This is a genomic window from Nonomuraea sp. NPDC049129, assembly GCF_040648495.1.
Taxonomy (GTDB): Bacteria; Actinomycetota; Actinomycetes; order Streptosporangiales; family Streptosporangiaceae; genus Nonomuraea.
In genome coordinates this window covers 188,951-206,678 of the sequence record NZ_JBEZDU010000011.1, presented here as the reverse complement: position 1 = coordinate 206,678, position 17,728 = coordinate 188,951, and the positions used below count along the sequence as shown (strand labels likewise).

General features: G+C 66.0%; 21 protein-coding genes and 1 pseudogene. 8 read left to right on the top strand and 14 right to left on the bottom strand.

Translation table 11 applies throughout. From position 1 onward, the window contains the following. Positions 1-77: 77 nt before the first annotated feature. Positions 78-776, bottom strand: coding sequence for a hypothetical protein (locus AB0B64_RS32560; protein ID WP_358181862.1), 699 nt, complete (start codon positions 774-776; stop codon positions 78-80). Between the two features lie 1,066 nt (positions 777-1,842). Between AB0B64_RS32560 and AB0B64_RS32555 the strand changes: the two genes are divergently transcribed. Then, complete coding sequence (locus AB0B64_RS32555; RefSeq protein WP_358181859.1) at positions 1,843-2,031, top strand: hypothetical protein; 189 nt, start codon at positions 1,843-1,845, stop codon at positions 2,029-2,031. 142 nt (positions 2,032-2,173) lie between these two features. On the opposite strand, the gene AB0B64_RS32550 is transcribed toward AB0B64_RS32555, so the two are convergent. After that, positions 2,174-3,274 carry a DNA cytosine methyltransferase gene (locus tag AB0B64_RS32550; RefSeq protein WP_358181856.1) on the bottom strand — a complete coding sequence of 367 codons (1,101 nt, stop codon included), beginning with the start codon at positions 3,272-3,274 and terminating at the stop codon, positions 2,174-2,176. A gap of 375 nt (positions 3,275-3,649) precedes the next feature. On the opposite strand from AB0B64_RS32550, the gene AB0B64_RS32545 reads away from it, so the two are divergent. Continuing rightward, the gene (locus AB0B64_RS32545) at positions 3,650-4,069 is read left to right on the top strand and encodes a very short patch repair endonuclease (RefSeq protein WP_358182177.1); all 420 of its coding nucleotides are present in this window, start codon (positions 3,650-3,652) and stop codon (positions 4,067-4,069) included. Between the two features lie 215 nt (positions 4,070-4,284). Here AB0B64_RS32545 and AB0B64_RS32540 read toward each other — a convergent pair whose 3' ends face one another. Further along, complete coding sequence (locus tag AB0B64_RS32540) at positions 4,285-4,572, bottom strand: DUF4287 domain-containing protein (RefSeq protein ID WP_358182174.1); 288 nt, start codon at positions 4,570-4,572, stop codon at positions 4,285-4,287. 163 nt (positions 4,573-4,735) lie between these two features. Here AB0B64_RS32540 and AB0B64_RS32535 point away from each other — a divergent pair, with 163 nt between their 5' ends. Beyond that, positions 4,736-5,338, top strand: a complete 603-nt coding sequence (locus AB0B64_RS32535; protein ID WP_357943166.1) for a winged helix-turn-helix transcriptional regulator — start codon at positions 4,736-4,738, stop codon at positions 5,336-5,338. Positions 5,339-5,416: 78 nt separating this feature from the next. Further along, a complete protein-coding gene (locus AB0B64_RS32530; protein ID WP_358181853.1) occupies positions 5,417-5,668 on the top strand; it encodes a hypothetical protein in 252 nt (83 codons plus the stop codon). A gap of 56 nt (positions 5,669-5,724) precedes the next feature. Here the strand turns inward: AB0B64_RS32530 and AB0B64_RS32525 are convergent, their stop codons facing one another. Next, on the bottom strand, positions 5,725-6,597 hold the full coding sequence (locus AB0B64_RS32525; protein ID WP_357943170.1) for a DUF1963 domain-containing protein: 873 nt from the start codon (positions 6,595-6,597) through the stop codon (positions 5,725-5,727). Between the two features lie 156 nt (positions 6,598-6,753). Here AB0B64_RS32525 and AB0B64_RS32520 point away from each other — a divergent pair. After that, positions 6,754-6,915: pseudogene (locus AB0B64_RS32520) on the top strand (IS1380 family transposase); the annotation flags it as partial. A gap of 155 nt (positions 6,916-7,070) precedes the next feature. Here the strand turns inward: AB0B64_RS32520 and AB0B64_RS32515 are convergent. The 7 genes from AB0B64_RS32515 to AB0B64_RS32485 all read right to left on the bottom strand — a co-directional run bounded on the left by AB0B64_RS32515 (position 7,071) and on the right by AB0B64_RS32485 (position 11,876). After that, complete coding sequence (locus AB0B64_RS32515) at positions 7,071-7,583, bottom strand: signal peptidase II (protein WP_358181850.1); 513 nt, start codon at positions 7,581-7,583, stop codon at positions 7,071-7,073. 111 nt (positions 7,584-7,694) lie between these two features. Continuing rightward, positions 7,695-8,792: an IS630 family transposase gene (locus AB0B64_RS32510; RefSeq protein ID WP_357943172.1), complete on the bottom strand. Its 1,098-nt coding sequence runs from the start codon at positions 8,790-8,792 to the stop codon at positions 7,695-7,697. Between the two features lie 114 nt (positions 8,793-8,906). Then, entirely contained in the window at positions 8,907-9,332 is a 426-nt protein-coding gene (locus AB0B64_RS32505; RefSeq protein ID WP_357943174.1) for a DUF3592 domain-containing protein, read from the bottom strand. A 199-nt stretch (positions 9,333-9,531) separates the two neighbouring features. Continuing rightward, positions 9,532-10,200: a DUF2993 domain-containing protein gene (locus tag AB0B64_RS32500; protein ID WP_358181847.1), complete on the bottom strand. Its 669-nt coding sequence runs from the start codon at positions 10,198-10,200 to the stop codon at positions 9,532-9,534. A gap of 54 nt (positions 10,201-10,254) precedes the next feature. Beyond that, positions 10,255-11,121 (bottom strand): hypothetical protein, encoded by an 867-nt coding sequence (locus AB0B64_RS32495; protein ID WP_357943178.1) that lies wholly within the window; start codon positions 11,119-11,121, stop codon positions 10,255-10,257. Next, entirely contained in the window at positions 11,118-11,459 is a 342-nt protein-coding gene (locus tag AB0B64_RS32490) for a helix-turn-helix transcriptional regulator (protein WP_357943180.1), read from the bottom strand. Before AB0B64_RS32490 ends, AB0B64_RS32495 begins: the two co-directional genes overlap by 4 nt. 39 nt (positions 11,460-11,498) lie before the next feature. Next, positions 11,499-11,876 (bottom strand): hypothetical protein, encoded by a 378-nt coding sequence (locus AB0B64_RS32485; protein WP_357943182.1) that lies wholly within the window; start codon positions 11,874-11,876, stop codon positions 11,499-11,501. A gap of 9 nt (positions 11,877-11,885) precedes the next feature. Between AB0B64_RS32485 and AB0B64_RS32480 the strand changes: the two genes are divergently transcribed. Then, positions 11,886-12,080: a hypothetical protein gene (locus AB0B64_RS32480; protein ID WP_358181844.1), complete on the top strand. Its 195-nt coding sequence runs from the start codon at positions 11,886-11,888 to the stop codon at positions 12,078-12,080. A gap of 234 nt (positions 12,081-12,314) precedes the next feature. Here the strand turns inward: AB0B64_RS32480 and AB0B64_RS32475 are convergent, their stop codons facing one another. After that, entirely contained in the window at positions 12,315-12,953 is a 639-nt protein-coding gene (locus tag AB0B64_RS32475) for a response regulator transcription factor (protein ID WP_358181841.1), read from the bottom strand. Continuing rightward, positions 12,950-14,935: a histidine kinase gene (locus AB0B64_RS32470; RefSeq protein WP_358181838.1), complete on the bottom strand. Its 1,986-nt coding sequence runs from the start codon at positions 14,933-14,935 to the stop codon at positions 12,950-12,952. Before AB0B64_RS32470 ends, AB0B64_RS32475 begins: the two co-directional genes overlap by 4 nt. A 166-nt stretch (positions 14,936-15,101) precedes the next feature. Here AB0B64_RS32470 and AB0B64_RS32465 point away from each other — a divergent pair, with 166 nt between their 5' ends. Then, complete coding sequence (locus AB0B64_RS32465; protein ID WP_358181835.1) at positions 15,102-15,794, top strand: hypothetical protein; 693 nt, start codon at positions 15,102-15,104, stop codon at positions 15,792-15,794. A 371-nt stretch (positions 15,795-16,165) separates the two neighbouring features. Next, positions 16,166-16,588: a hypothetical protein gene (locus AB0B64_RS32460; RefSeq protein ID WP_358181832.1), complete on the top strand. Its 423-nt coding sequence runs from the start codon at positions 16,166-16,168 to the stop codon at positions 16,586-16,588. A 28-nt stretch (positions 16,589-16,616) separates the two neighbouring features. On the opposite strand, the gene AB0B64_RS32455 is transcribed toward AB0B64_RS32460, so the two are convergent. After that, positions 16,617-17,495: a hypothetical protein gene (locus tag AB0B64_RS32455; protein WP_357943196.1), complete on the bottom strand. Its 879-nt coding sequence runs from the start codon at positions 17,493-17,495 to the stop codon at positions 16,617-16,619. Positions 17,496-17,728: the final 233 nt, after the last annotated feature.

Here is a 17,728-nt window from a genome sequence, read left to right as displayed (position 1 = left end):
CCTCGCAACAACAAGGGACGCTGTTGTAGAGACGTTTATGCCAGAGAGGTACGACAAACTGGGCGGAACTTCGCCAGTCATGCCTCTAGGTTTGCTAGGCGGTAGTGGCCAGGCGGGATCTCCTCGGGGCTGTCGTCATGTGACTGAATCAGCCAGCCTTGGTCGATCAGGTCACGGATCTCCTGTCGCCATGTTGGCGTCTTGGCGACGCGTTCAAGCTGTTGAGGACTCGCCGGCCACGGGCTGATGTGGAGGAGGTATTCGATCAGTCTTTCCACAGAGTTCGTACCGCCGACGGACACGATGGTCGCTTCGCTCGAAGCAACCGACTCCTCCAGATGTGGCGCGTTAAGACGGTACGGTGCCTCAGCGCCCGCGCCGAGGGTGTCGATGTCCCAGCCGACCGCGCGAAGCTCGCGGATGCGTCGGGCCCACGCCCGGATTGCCGCTACACCTTCCAGCTCTTGGGGCGAAACTTTCTCGCCCGAATGACTGCGAAAGTAGAGGAGGAGGGCTGTTCGGGCGCCGCCGATGACGTCTTGACGCACCTCGGCAAGGGCCTCCCGTGATTCGGCGAGGCACACACCGACTGCAGCGGCAGTGTCCAGCCAGTCAATGGGCCTCAAATTCTCGGGCTGTGTGATCTGCCGTTTTTCCTGGACGAGCGTCAGAGCATTCTTGAGCGACTGTTCGAGCTTCTCCAACTGTTCCCTGTGGAGGTGTCGAGCGCCGCCGCTGGAGGAAGGTTCCATCGAGCCCTGAATGCCTTTCATCATCGGGGGAAACACGCTGGCGTATGGCACGCTGACACAGAGCCGCAAATAAAAATGAGACTCTGTCCTGTTCCGAAGGAAAGCATCTAGTTGTGCGGCCCATGTCTTCAGGCTAGAGAGCTCATCCAGACGCAGGCGTCGACTCGAAGCGAGCCGCTGACGAGAGGGTAGGTGCATCGTGGTCTAGATGTCAAGAAGTGGCAAGAGTCACCTTTTGGGTGGCGACAGAAATCGGGGCGAACGCGTGCAAAAAGTGACAAACGGCGCTTTTGGCGTATTGCGCAGCATGTTGCGTTTTAGGTCGTATTTGTAAACTCTGGTTGCGCTAGAGGAGTTTGTGCTGGACTCTCTTCCTTGGAGTTCCGGTGGCCTGGAGGCCGGCGGTCCGGGTCCATGCTGATGCAATTAATGTGCGCGTATTGATGTCTGGTCGGGCGGAAGCCGAAGGTGTCAGAGACGGGCGATGGCGGAAAAGTGAACCGTTGAGGTACCGGCTCATGGAAAGGTGGCGGTGCGATGCAGTGAGGCGTCACGAGAGTGGAGAGTGGGGCGTCGCCTTGACGCTCTGCCCCCACGGATGGCCAAAGGGCTCTTATCCCTTGTCCGCGCCGTTTCGCAGTGCTTCCTGGGTGTTTTACTTGGTCGGCGATCAAGGGGGGTGACGGCGAGTCTGTGCGGTTAGCGATGTGACGCTGTTGAAGTGGAATCGGTCAACTTTATCGAGCGTCTTCCAGGGTTGCGATCTTGGAGGTCCTTGCCATGCATTATCGAGCAAGACGATGGAAGCTGTGCTCCGTCGTCATCTGGTAGAGGCATGGTCGCGGGACTTGGGTTGCGCTACGGACGAGGCTCGCAGTACATGGCACTTTCTGGTGTCCATGCACTATGCGATGCGGCGGATTGAATTGATTCCCTGCACATGCGCAAGGATCGCCAATGCTTAACTCTGGCGGTCCAAGGTAGGCCTTGGTCGAGGGTTCGGTCTTCCTTGTTTCGAAGCCACTTTTCCGATCGATAAAGAATGGTGCCGTCCGAAATGTCGGCATCAAAGCCGAGAACGAGGTTCCCCATGGATGACAACGCCCCCAATGGTTCTACCGGAAACGACAAGCTGCCCTTACGGTGGGTGGTGATCCTGACCATCAGCACCGGCGTGGGCATCGGCGTTGGTCTCGTCGGTGGGCTCGTCGCCGGCGTGGGCCTGGGCTTTGTGTGCGCGGGATTTCTGCACGCGGTGCTGCCCGGCGACAAGCGCTGACGTTATCTTTGACGGTCCGCCGTGCCAGGAGTTCTCGATGGACCCGTTTGCTGGCACGGCAACCGTGGGTTCTGCGCTTGCCGGAAAGGCAGCCGTAACTCAAGCCGTTGGTTTCAAGTCTCCGGAGAGCGCCGGAGTGATATCAGACGTACTCCACGTCTGTCTCGACGGCGCGTTCAAGGGATGCAAACTCTGGATCTCTTACGGATCTCCACGTCGTGAGACTCTCCAACAACATATCCTCGGGAGGCTTCCAGCCGAATGCAGCGCAAAGGATGTGCATGGCCAGCCGCGGGGGGACAGCATTTCCGATCTGCTGACCCACATCTCGTCCCGACCAGGGATAGTCGGCAGGGAAGGTCTGAAGGCGGCCCGCTTCTGCGAGAGAGAAGCGTTCCAACTCGACGCCGTCCAGAGAAAAGACACGGTTGCGGCGGATCTTTCCGGTTACCGTGGCCGATGGTTCCTGAGAGGAGCGACGGCCGCGAGCCTTGGGGTCCCCCCCGGTACCGTAGTTCGAGATCACGAGGAACGGCGACCGTCGATCAAGCACATCCGCCATGGTCGCCCATTCCAGGAGCCCCTGGTCGCCAGCTTCGCGCGGGACACCCTTCCGGTAGGGCCGGTGCGTAGGTTTAGGCAGGGCTACCTTTTCATCGCCCTTGCGAGCGATCAGTACTGCTCTCTTGCGGGTCTGCGGAACGCCGTATTCCTCCGTACGGAGGATGCCGTAGTCCACTTCATAGCCTTCATCGTCCAAGGCCGCTGCGTAAGCCTCCCATACTGGAAGTACTGCGGGGACCTGCTCAAGCACGATCGCTCGATAAGCAGTGTTCTTCTCGTCGTCGATTGCTTCAAGGGCCCAGCGGAGAGGTTCCAGCACCAAGCCGGTTCGCTCGTCCTCCAGCTTCGCAAGATCCCGTTCGATCTCTTCTCGGTCCTCTCGGGCGACCATACGCTTGACGAAGCGCAGTACTTCGTCGAGCGCCCTGCGGCCAGCTCCTGCGCCGGCGACAGTGAAGGTTTGACACGGTGGTCCGCCCGCCAGTACATCTGCTTCAGGGAAGTCAGAAGGGCCGTAGCGGCGTACGTCGCCCTCCACCGTGGCAAGACCTGCGGCCCGGCGCGTCATACAAGCTGAGGCGTCCCATTCCACACCCACCGTCGCGACACCGAGCTTCTCCGCTGCCACGTCGAGTCCGCCAGGTCCGGCGAACAAGTCAACAATCTTGACAGGGTGCACTTGATCTCCAGGGGTGTGTCGTTCGGGACGATGTTGCCACACTTCCGGGATTAGTTGTCCCAGAGGGAGCAAGCGAGCCGACGCGCACACAGCGTACTGGGGCCACCGACGGTATCAGTGGTCACGGACGGTGCGGGTTTACATGGTCATGGTTGGTGGTTTCGAAACCTAAACCGACAGTACGGAGACCCGTCATGTGGGTGTGCGGCCTCTCGCCGGCAGACAGCGTCAGGCCTCGTTGACGCAAGTCGACCTGCACCTGGACGTGTCTCGTCCTCGGGGCGTAACACAGAGGGCCGGTGGTGGATCGGCCGTCCCGGACAATCGTTGGTGTCAAGGGTTGAGGACTGGATATACCGTTCTCCTGTGACCGTTATGCCTTCTCCCAGTTCGGCCGGTGTGTCGGCGCGGATGAGCAAGCAACGTCGCAGGGACACCACGCCTGAGATCTCCGTTCGAAAACTCCTGCATGCCCGTGGTCTGCGGTACCGGGTGGCGTGGCCGATTCCCGGTATGAAGCGTCGGTCTGTCGACATTGCCTTCACGCGAGCGAAGGTCGCGGTGTTCATAGACGGCTGTTTTTGGCACTGCTGCCCCGAGCACGCCACACACCCTGCCGCGAACGACACATGGTGGTCGGAGAAGCTGGCGAAGAACATGGCGCGGGACATCGCCACGAACGAGCATCTGCATCAGGCGGGATGGCGGGTCATCCGTATCTGGGAGCATGAGGACCCGTCCGAGGCAGTCGATCGCATCATCGCCGAGGTCACACACCCGCTGACGGAGAACTGACGCCTCCGAGGTTCGACCGTAACGGCCGAGCTGACACGTGGTCGGATATTCCTTGCGTCAGGTCTGGGATCCTCCTGGTGACCCGAATTCATCTGCCCTCAGCCGTGTGACCGTCTCGTTCGTCAACGCACGACACAGATCTCGGATCTGCTGGTCGGAGAGGGCCCGTACGTCCAGGAACGCCAGGTTGCGATTATCGCGCCCGCAAGGGCTCATCACGGCCGGTTGTTCTTGCCGTCCAGCCACAAGGTGTCGTTCTCATCGCGGTGGGAACCCGCACTGCCGACGTGTTTGGCGTCGATCTTCGAGCCCTTCTTGATCACGTGCACCAACGCCATCGCGTGTCCACGTCCAAGGTCGAAGTCCCGCTTCAGCCAGTCGATGATCGCTCCGGCTTTCGTGGACGGGTCGTCAAAGCCGCGCTCTTTCGCCAAGGCGATGAACTCGCGCGGTGTCAGTCCGGTCTTGTCCTCGATGTTGTCGAGGTACGCCTGGAACGACATGCGTTTCTCCGTTCTGCGGGGATCGGCCGGGTGGCCGCCGACTCTGCGGTCGGCGAGCAGCAAGCTTGTCTTTTGCAAGTATGGTTTGTCAACTGAAGTTTGAGCTAAGATCTGCACCATGGCGTCCCGAGAGTACGGACAGTTCTGTGGCCTGGCCCGCGCGATGGAGATGATCGGCGAACGGTGGAGCATGCTGATCATCCGCAACCTGTTCGCTGGACCCCAGCGCTTCACAGACCTGCGAAAAGGCTTGCCCGCCATCCCGACCAACATCCTGTCGGCCCGCCTCAAGCAGCTCGAAGGGGCAGGCCTGGCCACCCGCCGCGCGCTGCCGCATCCTGACCGCGCAGTCGTCTACGAGCTCACCAGCTACGGACGCGATCTGGAACCGGCGCTCATCGCGCTGGGCCGGTGGGGCGCACGGACGATGACCGAACCCCGCCCCGGCGAAGTCGTCACCGCCGAATCAATCGCCATGTCCTTCCGCACCGCCTACCGGCCGGAAGCAGCCCAGGAAGTCACCGTCGGTTACGAGGTCCGCATGGGCGACTTCACGCTCGGCTTGCAGATCACCGATGGGGTGCTGATGGTCGGCCTCGGCCCGCACCCCGCACCCGACCTCGTCATCGAACGGCTGACCGGCCACCCGATCCGCGAACTCATGAGTGGCAGCAAGACCCCAGACGAAGTACTCCACGACGGCAGCATGCGCATGGAAGGTGATCCCGCGCTTCTCAGCCGGTTCGCCGAGATGTTCCGTTTCTGATCAACAGACAAGGCACCAAATGACACCGGCGAGACCGGATTCGCCGTCATCGCGTTCACGAACGCGGCCAGCTTCGCCATGGCGGCCGGTTGCCTGGCCCTGCCGAGGCAGCAGACGGCGGCCGCGCCGGGCATCCGGCAGCCGGGCGGGTACCGGCAGGTGTTCGCGGACCGGCCGTTCATCGGGCTGGTGGCGGCGGAGCAGGCCTTCACCCTGATCCATCTGGTCCTGCCGGTAGCCATGCCGATTTACGCGGTCCGGTTCTTCACCCGGCACCTCGGCCGAACGGTCACGGAGGGCGACACGCTTGCCCGGCGGGCCAGCGCTTGATCAACCCGATCCTCGGGAGGAAACCGCCCCCCGCGAAAGGACCCGAGATCGCGGTGCTACCAGTCGTCGGGGTTGGCTCGCACCTGGCTCATGTCGCCTGCCCGGAGTGCTTTGGCCGGGGCGACAAACCGCAAAATGCCCCCGTCGCCCCACTCCCACATGTCGGTGCCGGCCAGAGTGAGCAGGTGAGCATAAGGCTCCTCCTGCGACAACTCCTGCAACAGGTCAACGCCGTAGCTGCGGATCGGCGGCCAGCCGAACGCCTGATTGCGTATGCCACCCCACTCGATGCCTTGCTCGTCCTCGCAGTACCTCGGCCAGGCGTCCTCGCCGAACTTGTCGACCACCAGCCAGCCGGGATCCACGCGGTAAAGCGATGACCGCTCGATCTCGTCTCCGTAATCGAGGGTGCTGAGCACCGGATCGCAGTCGTAGGACGAAGCCGAGGGCAAAGTGACGGCAGGGTTGGCGTGCATTCGAACGCGGTCGAACCTCGGGGCCGGATCCGGTGCCGGGACTTCGACCGCGTGTTGCGGGTCAGCAGGTACGACCCGGCATACCCGCGGATCGTCATGGCTTCCGGCATCTTTCGGAACCTTCTTGGATCCGGTCCATGGATCCAAGAAGAAGAAATTGAGCAGCGCGGACCCGGTCGACGGGATCTGATCACCGAGCCACGGGCCGAGCGCGCCGACATCGAGCACGGCATACAGGCTGAGCGGCACTCCCGCGTACTCAGGCCACCGTGTGCCCGGCTCCAGCAGCGCCGGGCCGCCCCAGCGGCACAGCCCGGTCGCCTCGGCGTCATCATCCGCAGGCTTTAGATCGAACCCGGGCCGCGCCAACGCCGCCAGTTGGCCCCCCACGTGTTCCCCCAGATGTTCAACGCACAGCTCACGCACGCCGGACAGCGCCTCTTCGTACCTCACCCGACCATGAAAGCAGCACAATGCCCCTGAAGATCACCAGTTCCGAACGTTTCAGATCAGGGGAAGGCCAAGCCGTCGGCATGCTGGATCTAGTGGCTCGTCTCGCTTCGTTGACCGAGTAATCGACGTGCCGCCCGGCGGCCAGCAGACTATCTCGCCGAGCCGAAGAAGCTCCGCTACCGGCTGCTGCCTGCAGCCGCTCGCATCACCCGGGGCGGTCGCCGCTTCCATCTGCGCATCTCCGCAACCTGGCCCTGGCGAAACGAGCTGACCAGCGCATTCGTAGGCCTCACGGCCCTGCCCCGGCCAGCCACCTGAAGCATGACAGCGCCCCTGCCCGCCCACCACCCGAAGAACCCTGGAGAACCCGACCCGCGCGTCGGGCCACGGCCATGCCTGCCGACGAAAAGCAACCGAACCACCACTGCACACCAGCTCAGACCGGCTCAGCCACTCGAAGCGAAACAGGGAGGCTAGGCGGATTGTTCGCCCGGCACCTTAGCGAGTTGCACACCACGCAGGCTGAGCAGCACCAACCCAGCGCACCCGCAGACGAGCGCGATGTCGGCGACGTTACCCACGAACGGGCCGTAGTCGATGAAGTCCACAACATGCCCGCGGCCCAGGCCGGGCTCGCGGAAGAGTCGGTCGCCCAGGTGGGATACCGCACCGCCGAGCAGCACGCCCAGCACGAGCGCCCAGCCCGCCGAGGCCAGTCGGCGTGCGGTGTAGAGAATGCCGACCACTGCCGCTGCCGTTGCCAGGGTGAACACCCATGTCGCCTCGATGCCTATGGAGAACGCGGCGCCAGGGTTGTGCAGCAGCCGGAAGTAGATCAGAGGCGGGATCACGGCGACGCGCTCGCTGTCGGACAGCGCGGAGACCGCCCACAGTTTGGTGAGCTGGTCCGCGAGCAGGACTACCGCCGCCAGTATGAGCATCACGCCGTACAGTCGGCTTGAACCCCGCGCCAACCGCATCATCATGGCCTCCGTGCGTAGCGATATCCGAACCAAGATTCCCTGAGACTATCGGCCCCTTCGCCGTGGCAAGGTGCACGTTGCCGCCGTGGGGCAATCGGCTGAGCTCGTGGCTTGTCAGGCAGCCTTGGCCGGGTATTCGGTCCACTGACGGATCGATGACTCGGGCGCGAAGCGGGTCTTCGGCTCGGCCCGGCTGTTCCGCCAGCGGATGTAGGCGGCGATGGCGGCGTTCTGCTCGTCGTGGGTGCGATGATCGGTGCCGTTCAGCGCGAAGTAGCGCAGGGCTGCGAACTCGGATTCGATCCAGTTCAGCCAGGATCCGTAGGTCGGCAGGAAGACCAGCTCGACGTCATTGTCGGCGGCCCAGGCGCGTACCTCGGCGTGCCGGTGCGGGGAGAAGTTGTCGAGCACGATGTAGAGCTTCTCCCCAGGCCAGCGCTCTCGCAGGGCCTTGAGCAGGCCGAGGAACTCGCGCCACCGTTTGCGCTTGCGGATCCGGTAGTAGATCTTGCCGGTGGCCAGGTCGAGGGCGGCGAGCATGTGCATCACCCCGCCGTAACGGTTGTAGGTCGCCCGCAGGCGGCGGGGCCTGCCGGCCGGGCGCCAGGCCTTGCCTTTGCGCGGCTGGAGGTTCAGCGGGCCGAACTCATCGACGGACATCACCCGGCAGTCGGTGGGCGGGGTGTCGTATAAGGCCAGGATCCGGTTCATCTTGGCGATGAAGTCCGGGTCGGTGGAGGCTTTCCAGGTGGTCGTGGTCTGCCAGGAGACCTTGCCCTCGCGCAGGATCCGCCGGAGCGTTTCACGGCTGATGCGGGGGACCACGAGCCGTTCGGTCAGGTGGTCGGCGAGCTTGGCCAGGCTCCAGGTGGCGAAGCCGGTGATGCCCCAGTCGGCGGGGGACGTCCGGGCGATCAGACGGATGTGCTCACGCACCCGCTCACTGATCCCCTTCGGGCGTCCCCCGCTCCATTTTGGGTCCAGGGCGTCGAACCCCCGCTCGTTGAACGCGTGGATCACGTCGCGGACGTAGTCCTCGCTGACCTGCATCAGCGAGGTGATGTCCTTGGCCGTCTGGCCCTGGGCGGACATCAGCACCACGATCGCCCGCCGCAGCCGCACCGGATCCTTCGACGTCCGGCTGACCCGCTGCAGCCTGCGGCCCTCCTCCATGCTGACCGGCCGGCCGAACACACTCGGTCGACGCCCCACGACCACCTCCAAGATCGATCACTGGAGACAGTCTGCTGGCCGCCGGGCGGCACGTCGATTACTCGGTCAACGATGCGAGACGAGCCACTAGCACCGGGCCTTTCGGTCGCCCTCTCAGAAGCCAGAGAAACGAGAGAAAGCAGAGAAGAAGGCCAGGCCGATGACGACCGCGATAAGCCCGATGACGATTCCGCTGTAGCCGCCGCCGCCGACGTCGTCCGCGGGCATGGCGCTGGTCGGGTCCTGCGGGTCGTAGAGCACCTCGGTCTCGTTGCCGATGCCAAGGTCGGAGGTGGTCACTGCCTCGGTGGTGATTTCCCGCCCCTCCACGGTCGTGAAGGTCAGAACTGGCCGCTGCATCGCCCTCAAATGCTCCCCCCGACCCACGAACGTGGTCCGGACGTCGCTGACCACGCCTGGCACCCGCTGCGCCTGCCGGACGAACTGCTTGCCGTCGATGATTCCCTTGATCGACCTTAGAATGATCAATGCCCCAAACGCCACGAACAGCAGCGGGAAGTACGGGAACAGATCTTCCAACGTGGATCTCCTTGGGTCGCCTGCCTCGTAGAACGTCCTAGAGGACCGAAGGTTCCCGTCGTCAGCCGATGAGGAACTCGGCGTCGGCGTAGCGGCGGCTCTAGGTGGTGCGGTCACCCGCACTGACAAGGTCGGCACCCAGCACGGTCACCTGCTGTGCCCGCCCTCTTCACGGACGACAGGGCGAAATGGTGTCATCTCATCCACGAATCGGCACGTCAAACGCCTCGGCGGAAAACTCCAGTCCTTCCGGCACACTTTTGACCCTGGTTAGCTTCACGTCGAAGGGCAGATCCCCCTTGAACGGGATCGGGTAGGAGATCAGCTGTGCGATCTGGTCAGGCACGGGCACGCCCTGGATCTTGTCGGCCTGGAGCCTGATCCTCCCGTCGGCGACCTCGACGCGCATCTCGGCGTTGAACTTCACCTTGTCCGCCCCGATCGTTATCTCCCCCGAGGCCGTGAGCCGTCCACCGTTGCCGCCGATCTTCACGCCACTCGGCGCGTATTCGTCGATCGTCGCCCTGGTGAGGGTGCCGCTGATGCTCACGCGACCTGCCTGGACACGGGCTTGGTTCTGCAGGACATCAGCGAGGGACGCCGTTACGTCGTACGCGGCGCCCCGCAGGTTCCTGACCGGCACGCCGCCGTAGCTGAAAGTGCCGAGATCGAACCGCACCTCTGGATAGCGCCCCGACACGGCCTGCGTGAGAAACGGGATGCCCTCGATTGACACAGCCGGTGTGCCGGAAAGGCCGGGAGCGGCGGCGATTCTGTTCGCAAGGTCGCGCTCGACGTTCGCTACGGCGACTCGGTCGATGATGAGGAGGACGACGAGCGCGATCAGGAAAACAATCACCTTGCGCATGGGGGACTCGGCATGCGCTGGCGGCCGCGGAAGGTCTTGGCTGCCGTTCCAGCATCACTCATCCGTCGATGACCCGCTTAACGCCGGCGTCCTAGAACGGAAGGCGGCGACCAGAAACCCGGCCGACCCCAGCCCCAACAGCGCGACCCCCCACAACCCAACCATCATGAGCTGGGGGAACATCGCCAGCATGACCGGCGAGAGCATCACCACGCTCCTACGCCCTACCGGAGACTGTGCGGCCACTCCGCAGACCACCGCACACAGCCCGAGCAGGAGCAGTTCGGGCGGCACTCCGACCTCCCGCAGGGCAGCCTCCAGCTGCCACGTCCCGACGACCACCGTCAGAGCCGCCCCGGACCACGCTAGGATCCGCCCGCGCCCCACCAGCGACAGCCCTTGACGCGGCTGCGCCACCCCCGTCAGCACCGCCGCCACAAGCGCGAAAGAGCCAACGATGCCGCCGAGTGCCACCCCCATATCCAAGGAGAAGCCTGTGGCCGACAACATCGCCGCGGCGGCCATGCCCGCGCTGAACAGGAGTGCCCAGATCCACGCGACCGCCGCAGCAGGCCAGCGGCGATTGGTCCAGGCCAGGAAGACGGTCAGGATGCCTATCAGAAGCAGCTCACCGCTGATGCGCAACTGCATCTGGTAGATGAGCAACACTATGGGACCGACCACCGCGACGACACGCATCGCATCCCGCCACTGCGCCATGGACTCCGGCCCGAACGCCCAGCGCGCGCGGATCGCGGCGGCCCCCTTGACGAGGTCGAGGGTGTCACGCGGCTCCGGACGACTCTGCCCTGGCCGCGCCGACTCCATCAGCACACTGAGCATCTCCTCCTCGTGCCGCTCGCGGTGCTCGCGCGGGTACCAGCGGAGAAGGCTGCGGTAACGCCGTTCGAGGTCGCTCACGCGACACCTCCGGCGGGGCGCGTGTGCAGCCGAGCGGCGGCGGTCCTGGCGTTGCGCCGCAGCCGTTCGACCTCGGCGGCCAGACGGGCGCTGCCCTCGTCGGTGAGCCGGTAGTAGCGCCGCAACCGCCCGCCGACGATCTCCTCCCGGTCCTCCGCGATCAGGCCTTCGGACTGGAGCCGGTCCAGGGCGGCGTACAGAGTGCCGGCCCGCAACCGGACCTCACTCTCGGAGATGCGCTCCACATCGCTGATGATGCCGTAGCCGTGCTGGGGCTCGGTGGCCAGCGCGGTGAGTATGAGGAACGAAGGCTCCTGCAAAGGGCGTAACTTGGACACAGGATCTTTATATACCGATAGTCGGTATATTGGAAGGGCCTAGAAGTCGACTCCGTCGTCGACCACGCGGGGCTGCGCACTGCCGCCGATGACCTGCACGCGCCATGCGGAGAGGCCGGTGCGCGAGTCGGGTGCGAGGGCCGGGGTCTGGAGGGTGCGGTCCCGGGATGGTCGGCCCTGATAAAGAGCACTCTTCGGTCTGGCGATGGGCGGACGCAGGAGGCTGGGGCCGACGAAAGGCGCGGATTTGCCGGGCGGGGCAGGATGTGTGCTGTGAAAGTCGAGCGAGCCGGTGCGGGTCGGTTTCGCGATCCCGGTGTCCGTCTGTGGCATTTCGCCAGGGAGATTCTGGTTCGGTGTCCGCGGTGTGATGAGCGTGCGTTGGTGGCTGTACATCCTGATCATCGCGATGGCCACGCGTACGCGATGGGCTGGTTGACGGCGCCACATCGGCTGACCTGTCTCGGGCGTGGTCATGTCGCCGAATGGGTGCCGGGGCGGGTGTTGTGGGCGTACAACGTGCCGCATTTGGAGCTGCTGGAGGAGTATGTGGCGGCGGCGCAGCGGGAGCGGCCCAGGCCTGCGGGGTCGCAGACGTTGCTGGAGCGGTTGCCCGTGTGAATGAAGGCGGCTGGTAACCGGGCCGAGGTGCTCGCCGCGATCCGAGCGCTGCGTGACGGGGCGTAGGCGCGCTCTCGTCCAAGTCGGGGGAGCAAGGATCGGCCCTGCCGCTGGCTATAGCAGGCGGTATCTGCTCAACCCACAGGCTGGTTGCAGAGTGTTGACCAACGACACTGGTATGCGCTGCGCGCCCTTCATATGAAGCTGAAAAGCACGTTCGGGAGAAGACGTCCGTCAGGGGCGGCCGAGGCCGGCGTCGCGGGCGCGGATGATGGCTTCGGCGCGGTCGGCCACCTGGAGCTTGGTGAAGATGCTGGAGATGTGGTTGGCGACCGTTTTTGGAGCGATGACCAGGTGGCGGGCGATCTCGCCATTGGGACGGCCGGCGGCGATGAGATCGAGGATCTCCCGCTCGCGGCCGGTGAGCTCGGGAAAGGGGTCCTGGACGGCCGGCGGGGCGGCGAAGAAGCCCAGTACCCGGCGGGCCACGCCGGGGCCGAAGATGGCCTGGCCGGCGGCGACGGCGTGGATGGCGCGGGCGATCTCGTCCTGCTGGGCGCCCTTGAGCAGATAGCCGCGGGCACCGGCACGCATCGCGGAGAACACCGAGTCGTCGTCCTCGTACATGGTGAGCATGAGCACCGCGACCTCGGGCGCCGCGCGGGCGATCTGGCGGGTGGCCTCGATGCCGTCCAGACGTGGCATCTGGATGTCCATGACCAGGACGTCGGGCTTGTGCGTCACCGCCTCGCGTACGGCGGCGTGGCCGTCGGCCGCCTCCGCCACGACGGTCAGGCCGCTGATGGAGTCCAGTAACGCGCGCAGGCCGCTGCGCACCACCGGGTGGTCGTCGGCCAGCACAATTCTGATCATGTTGCCGCCAAGGGTAGTGTGGCCGTCACCCGGCCGCCGGTGGGCTCGGGGCCCGCGATGCAGGTGCCGCCCAGTTCGGCGGCGCGCTCGCGCATCGATCGCATGCCGACTCCCGGCCGCCACGCGCCGGATCCACCTCCGTCGTCGGCCACCTCAACGTGCAGGTGGTGGGCGGCCGGCTGTCCGTCAGCGTGGATCCGTATACGCACTCGGCCGGCGCTGGAGTGCCGGACCGCGTTGGTGAGGGCCTCCACCGCGATCCGGTACGCCGCCGCCTCCACAGCCGCGGGCAGGGCGGGAAGGCCGACGGCCTCGACGAGTACCGTCAAGCCGGGGCGTTCGAGCTGGGCGGCGCGTTGCCGGATCGCGCCGGCCAGGCCGAGGTCGTCCAGGGCCGGCGGCCGGAGGTCGTAGACGAGCCGCCGGATGTCGTCAATGGCCTGAGCGGTTTCGGTGCGAAGTTCGGTTAGGAGCGCACGGGCGCTGCCGGGGTCGGTGGCCAGGAGGTTGCCTGCGGCGTCGGCCTTGAACGTCACGCCGGTCAGCACCGGGCCCAGGCCGTCGTGCAGATCGCGGCGCAGGCGCCGCCGTTCCTCCTCGCGGGCCACCACCAGGGCCTCGCGGGAACGCTGCAGCTGCTCGGAGAGGGCGACCGCGTGCACCGCCACCGACAGCGGCGCCGCCAGCAGCTCCAGGACCGCCCGGTCCGGGCCGCCGAGGCGTTTCTCACCGGCACGCAGGCCGATGACCACCTCACCCACCCGTACCCCGCCGTAGGTGAGCGGGATCGTGTGCAGCAGTTCAGGCGGTGCGCCGCAGGCCGCCACCTCGGTGTCATCGGTGCGGAGGGCGGCGAACGGCAGGCGCAGCGCCTCCCGTACGGCCTCCAGCACTCCGGGAAGACCGGTGTCCAGCCGCGCCCCGACCCGTGACACCGCCCGTACGGGATCGGCGCGGTCCCCATAAACGATCCGGTCCACGATGCGCTGGAGGCGTACGCGCACCGGGTTGAACCCCACGGCGATCAGCACGGTGACCGCCGCCGAGCTGCCCAGCCCGGCCTCACGCCGCATCACGTTGTCGAGCAGAGCCACCAGGCCGACGTATGAGGCGACGACGACGGCCGTGAGCAGCGCGTACAGCACCGTTCTCGAGAGCACCAGCCGGATGTCGAGCAGCTGGTGGCGCAGGATCGCCACGGTCATCGCGGCGGGAATGAGCGGGATCGCGAGCAGGACGTAGACCGGCGCGTTCTGCAGAACCCCCCACGGCACCAGCACGATCAGGACGAGCAGTACCGCCTGCATCAGCCACAGCAGCTGACGGCGCCGCCGCTCGTCTCCGCGCCGGTAGCGCACCACCAGCGCCACCAGGCCTACCGCTATGGCGGCCAGGCCGCGCACCTCGACCGCCGTCCACAGCGGGTCAAGGTCGGCGTGGATGATCAGGTAACCGGGAATTCCGGCGACGACGGGATCCGGGCTGGTGCCCATCTCCAGTACGAACAGCGGTGAGGTCACCACGGTGGCCCACATCAGCCGCCGAAAGACGGGACGACCATCGGGGAAGAGCTGCAGGATCAGCGGCAGGCACAACCCGATCGACCACGGCCACGCCCACGACGCGACGGTGACGAGCGTGCGAATCAGCCCGCCGGGCCAGCCGTCGCGCACACCGGCCTCGGCCAAAGGGACGATCGCGGCCGTCGTCGCATGCCCGATCCCGGCGGCCAGCAACAGCCAGCCGACCGGGTTGCGAGGCCGGTGCCAGGCCACCAGGACACCGCCGATCGGAAACGACAGGCCCATCGCCGCGTTGGTCACGACGAAGTGGTCCCACGCCTCGATCCAGGTCATCCCGGCCACCGCACTGCCGATCACGGCGACGGCGACCTCGGCAAGGGCGATGCCGAAGAGCCCGGCGGCCAGTACGGCCGGCCACCGTGTCTGCGCCGGCGAGGTGGCGGAATCACCCGGTGTCATGAGCACATGATGAGGTGCACAGGCCTGTCTGTCGTGGGTGTGTGCTCCTGGTACGGCCGGGAAATCCTCCGGGCCTCTCGGCGGCCCTGGCCCATGCGCCTGGGAACGGCGAAGGCGGACGCTTCTGGCATCTGTCCTCCACCCCTACGATCTCGGAGGCTTTTGCATGACCACCGCCATGCCCACGACCACGCGCGAGGCCGTCCCGCCGCTGCGTGCCGCGCTCGCGCTGCTCATCCCGGTCGGCCCGCTGGCCGTCGCGATCCTGCGGGCCATCCTGCCGTACTCTACGACCGACGACTCAGCCGGGCTCGTCGGCAAGGTCGCCGCCCACCAGGACGCCCAGAGCGTGGTGCTGTGGCTCGCCTTCGCCGCCACCCTGACGCTGGTGCCGGGGACGATCGCGATCGGCCTGCTCGCGGTCCGGCGCGCCCCCCGGCTGGGGACGGCCGGGATGGTGCTGTCCGTCGCCGGCTTCTCCTCGCTGTACGCCGTTGGGGTCAGCGACCACGTCGCGCTGTCAGCGGTCCGCGATGGTCTCGACCTCGGTTCGACCGCCCGGCTCCTCGACGACGTGCAAGCTCTGCCCGCCGTCTCAGCGGCCACCATGGTGTTCGTTCTCGGCCACATCCTCGGCGTGGTGCTGCTCGGGGCCGCGCTGTGGCGAGGCGGAATTGTTCCCGCCTGGGCCGGGATGGCGTTGATCGTCTCCCAGCCCTTGCACGTTGTGTTCGCCGCCGTCGTGCCGAACGCCGCGCTCGACGGGCTGGCCTGGGGGCTGACCGCGATGGGCTTCGCGGCCGCGGCGTTCGCCTTCGCTACAGGCCGCTGCCAGCCCTGGACAGGGCCGCGACCGTAAGGAATTTGCGTCGACCGGCGGCGGCGATTCTCAGTCCTCGTCGAACACGCGGGGCGCACTGCCGCCGATGACCTGCACGCGTCATGCGGGGACACCGGTTCGCGAGTCGGACGGCAGACACTGCTCGAGTAGACGCGCGGTCGTTGCGAGCAGGTGTTCCTCGATGGCCATGTTCGGTACTTTCTGGTCGGTCCATGGCATTTCGCAGGAGGGCGATCACCCTAGCGATCAAGCAGCGGGGCAGGATGTGTGCTGTGGAAGTCGAGGGAGCCGGTGCGGGTCGGTTTCGGGATCCCGGTGTCCGTCTGTGGCATTTCGCCAAGGAGATTCTGGTTCGGTGTCCGGGGTGTGACGGGCGTGCGTTGGTGGCCGTGCATCCTGATCATCGCGATGGCCACGCGTACGCGGTGGGCTGGTTGACGGCGCCGCATCGGCTGACCTGTCTTGGCTGTGGGCACGTTGCCGAGTGGGCGCCGCGGCGGTGGAGTAGTGGTGCTGGGGATGCGTACTTCAGCGGTCGTGGCACGCTCGTGGTGCCGATGTTCGGCGGGCCGGATGACCCGTACTTCGGGCTGCCGTTGTGGTTGCGGCGGGCGTGTTGCGGGCGGGTGTTGTGGGCGTACAACGTGCCGCATTTGGAGCTGCTGGAGGAGTACGTGGCTGCGACGCAGCGGGAGCGGCCCAGGCCGGCGGGGTCGCAGACGTTGCTGGAGCGACTGCCCGCGTGGATGAAGGCGGCCGGTAACCGGGCCGAGGTGCTCGCCGCGATCCGAGCGCTGCGTGACGGGGCGTAGCCGCAGGGCCGCTCGGTGTCTCTCGCCGCTACCGGGTGTCGGTGAGGCGGAAGACGCCCAGCATGTCGGAGTAGCGCGGATCGCTGCCCGAAGGGTAGAAGGACGCCTCGGCGCCCACCCAGCCGTGGAAGCCGCCGTCGTCGTCGACGATCTGTAGCAGCGGCTTGACGTGGGAGTTGCCGGTGTAGCAGAACTCGCCGCGCTCCCTGGCCAGGCACGTGCACCAGTGCCAGAGCGTGTCGCGCCGGTCGTTGCTGGAGACCTTGACCAGGTAGTACTGGATCGAGCTGTCATTGGTGGCCGTGCCGCCGCCGTAGTTGGGGCAGCCGCCGCTCGCCTGGCACGCGGTCGCCGACGACGGCTGGGCGTACGTCAGGCACCAGGTCGTCGTCGTGCACGTGCGATAGGCCGTGTTGTTGAACACCTGCCCGGTCGAGGTGGTCACGTTCTCCTTCGTCCAGGACGCGAGATCCTGCTTGAGCGTCCCGGGGAAGGCTTGCACGGTGCTCATCGCCCGGCGCGTGGACAGCGCCGCGTTGCTGCCGTAGCCGTAGGCGTGGGTGGCGAGGGTGTTGTACTTGCTTTCCAGCGTGCCGTCGCTGTTGGGTCGCAGGTACCACTGTTCGGACCAGGTCTGGGCGATGTTCCACGTGATGTTCAGGACGTCGTCGGCGACGCTGAAGGTCCCGGTGCGCGATTCGGGCGGGGAGTCCATGAACCCGCCCGCCGTCAGTACCTCGCAGTGGCGGGCGCGGGAGTGGCCGACCGCGCCGCTGACGGTCGAGCAGCTATCGAGGTCGGGTGTGGTGCCTGTGCCCTCGCGGGCGGCGGGCGTGGTCTGCCACCACAGGTACGTGCGCGCCGTGACGGTGCCGTCGGTCGCGAACTGGTACGTGCCCAGACGCACCCATACCGAGCTGCCCGGTGGCGGCAACGCGATTACCTAGCGTGATTGGCGTCCAAGGTAGACGCGCGCGTAGCCGCCGTTCGGCGCTCATCCTCTGGCCTTCATGATGCCCTCGCGGAGTGTTCGAGATCGGACATTATGGGCGGGTGCTGCGCTATGTACTGTTGCGCGACGCCCTTCGGAACCTCAGTCCTGAGCCCTCGGCAGGATGTCGTGCGGTGAATCATCTGGGC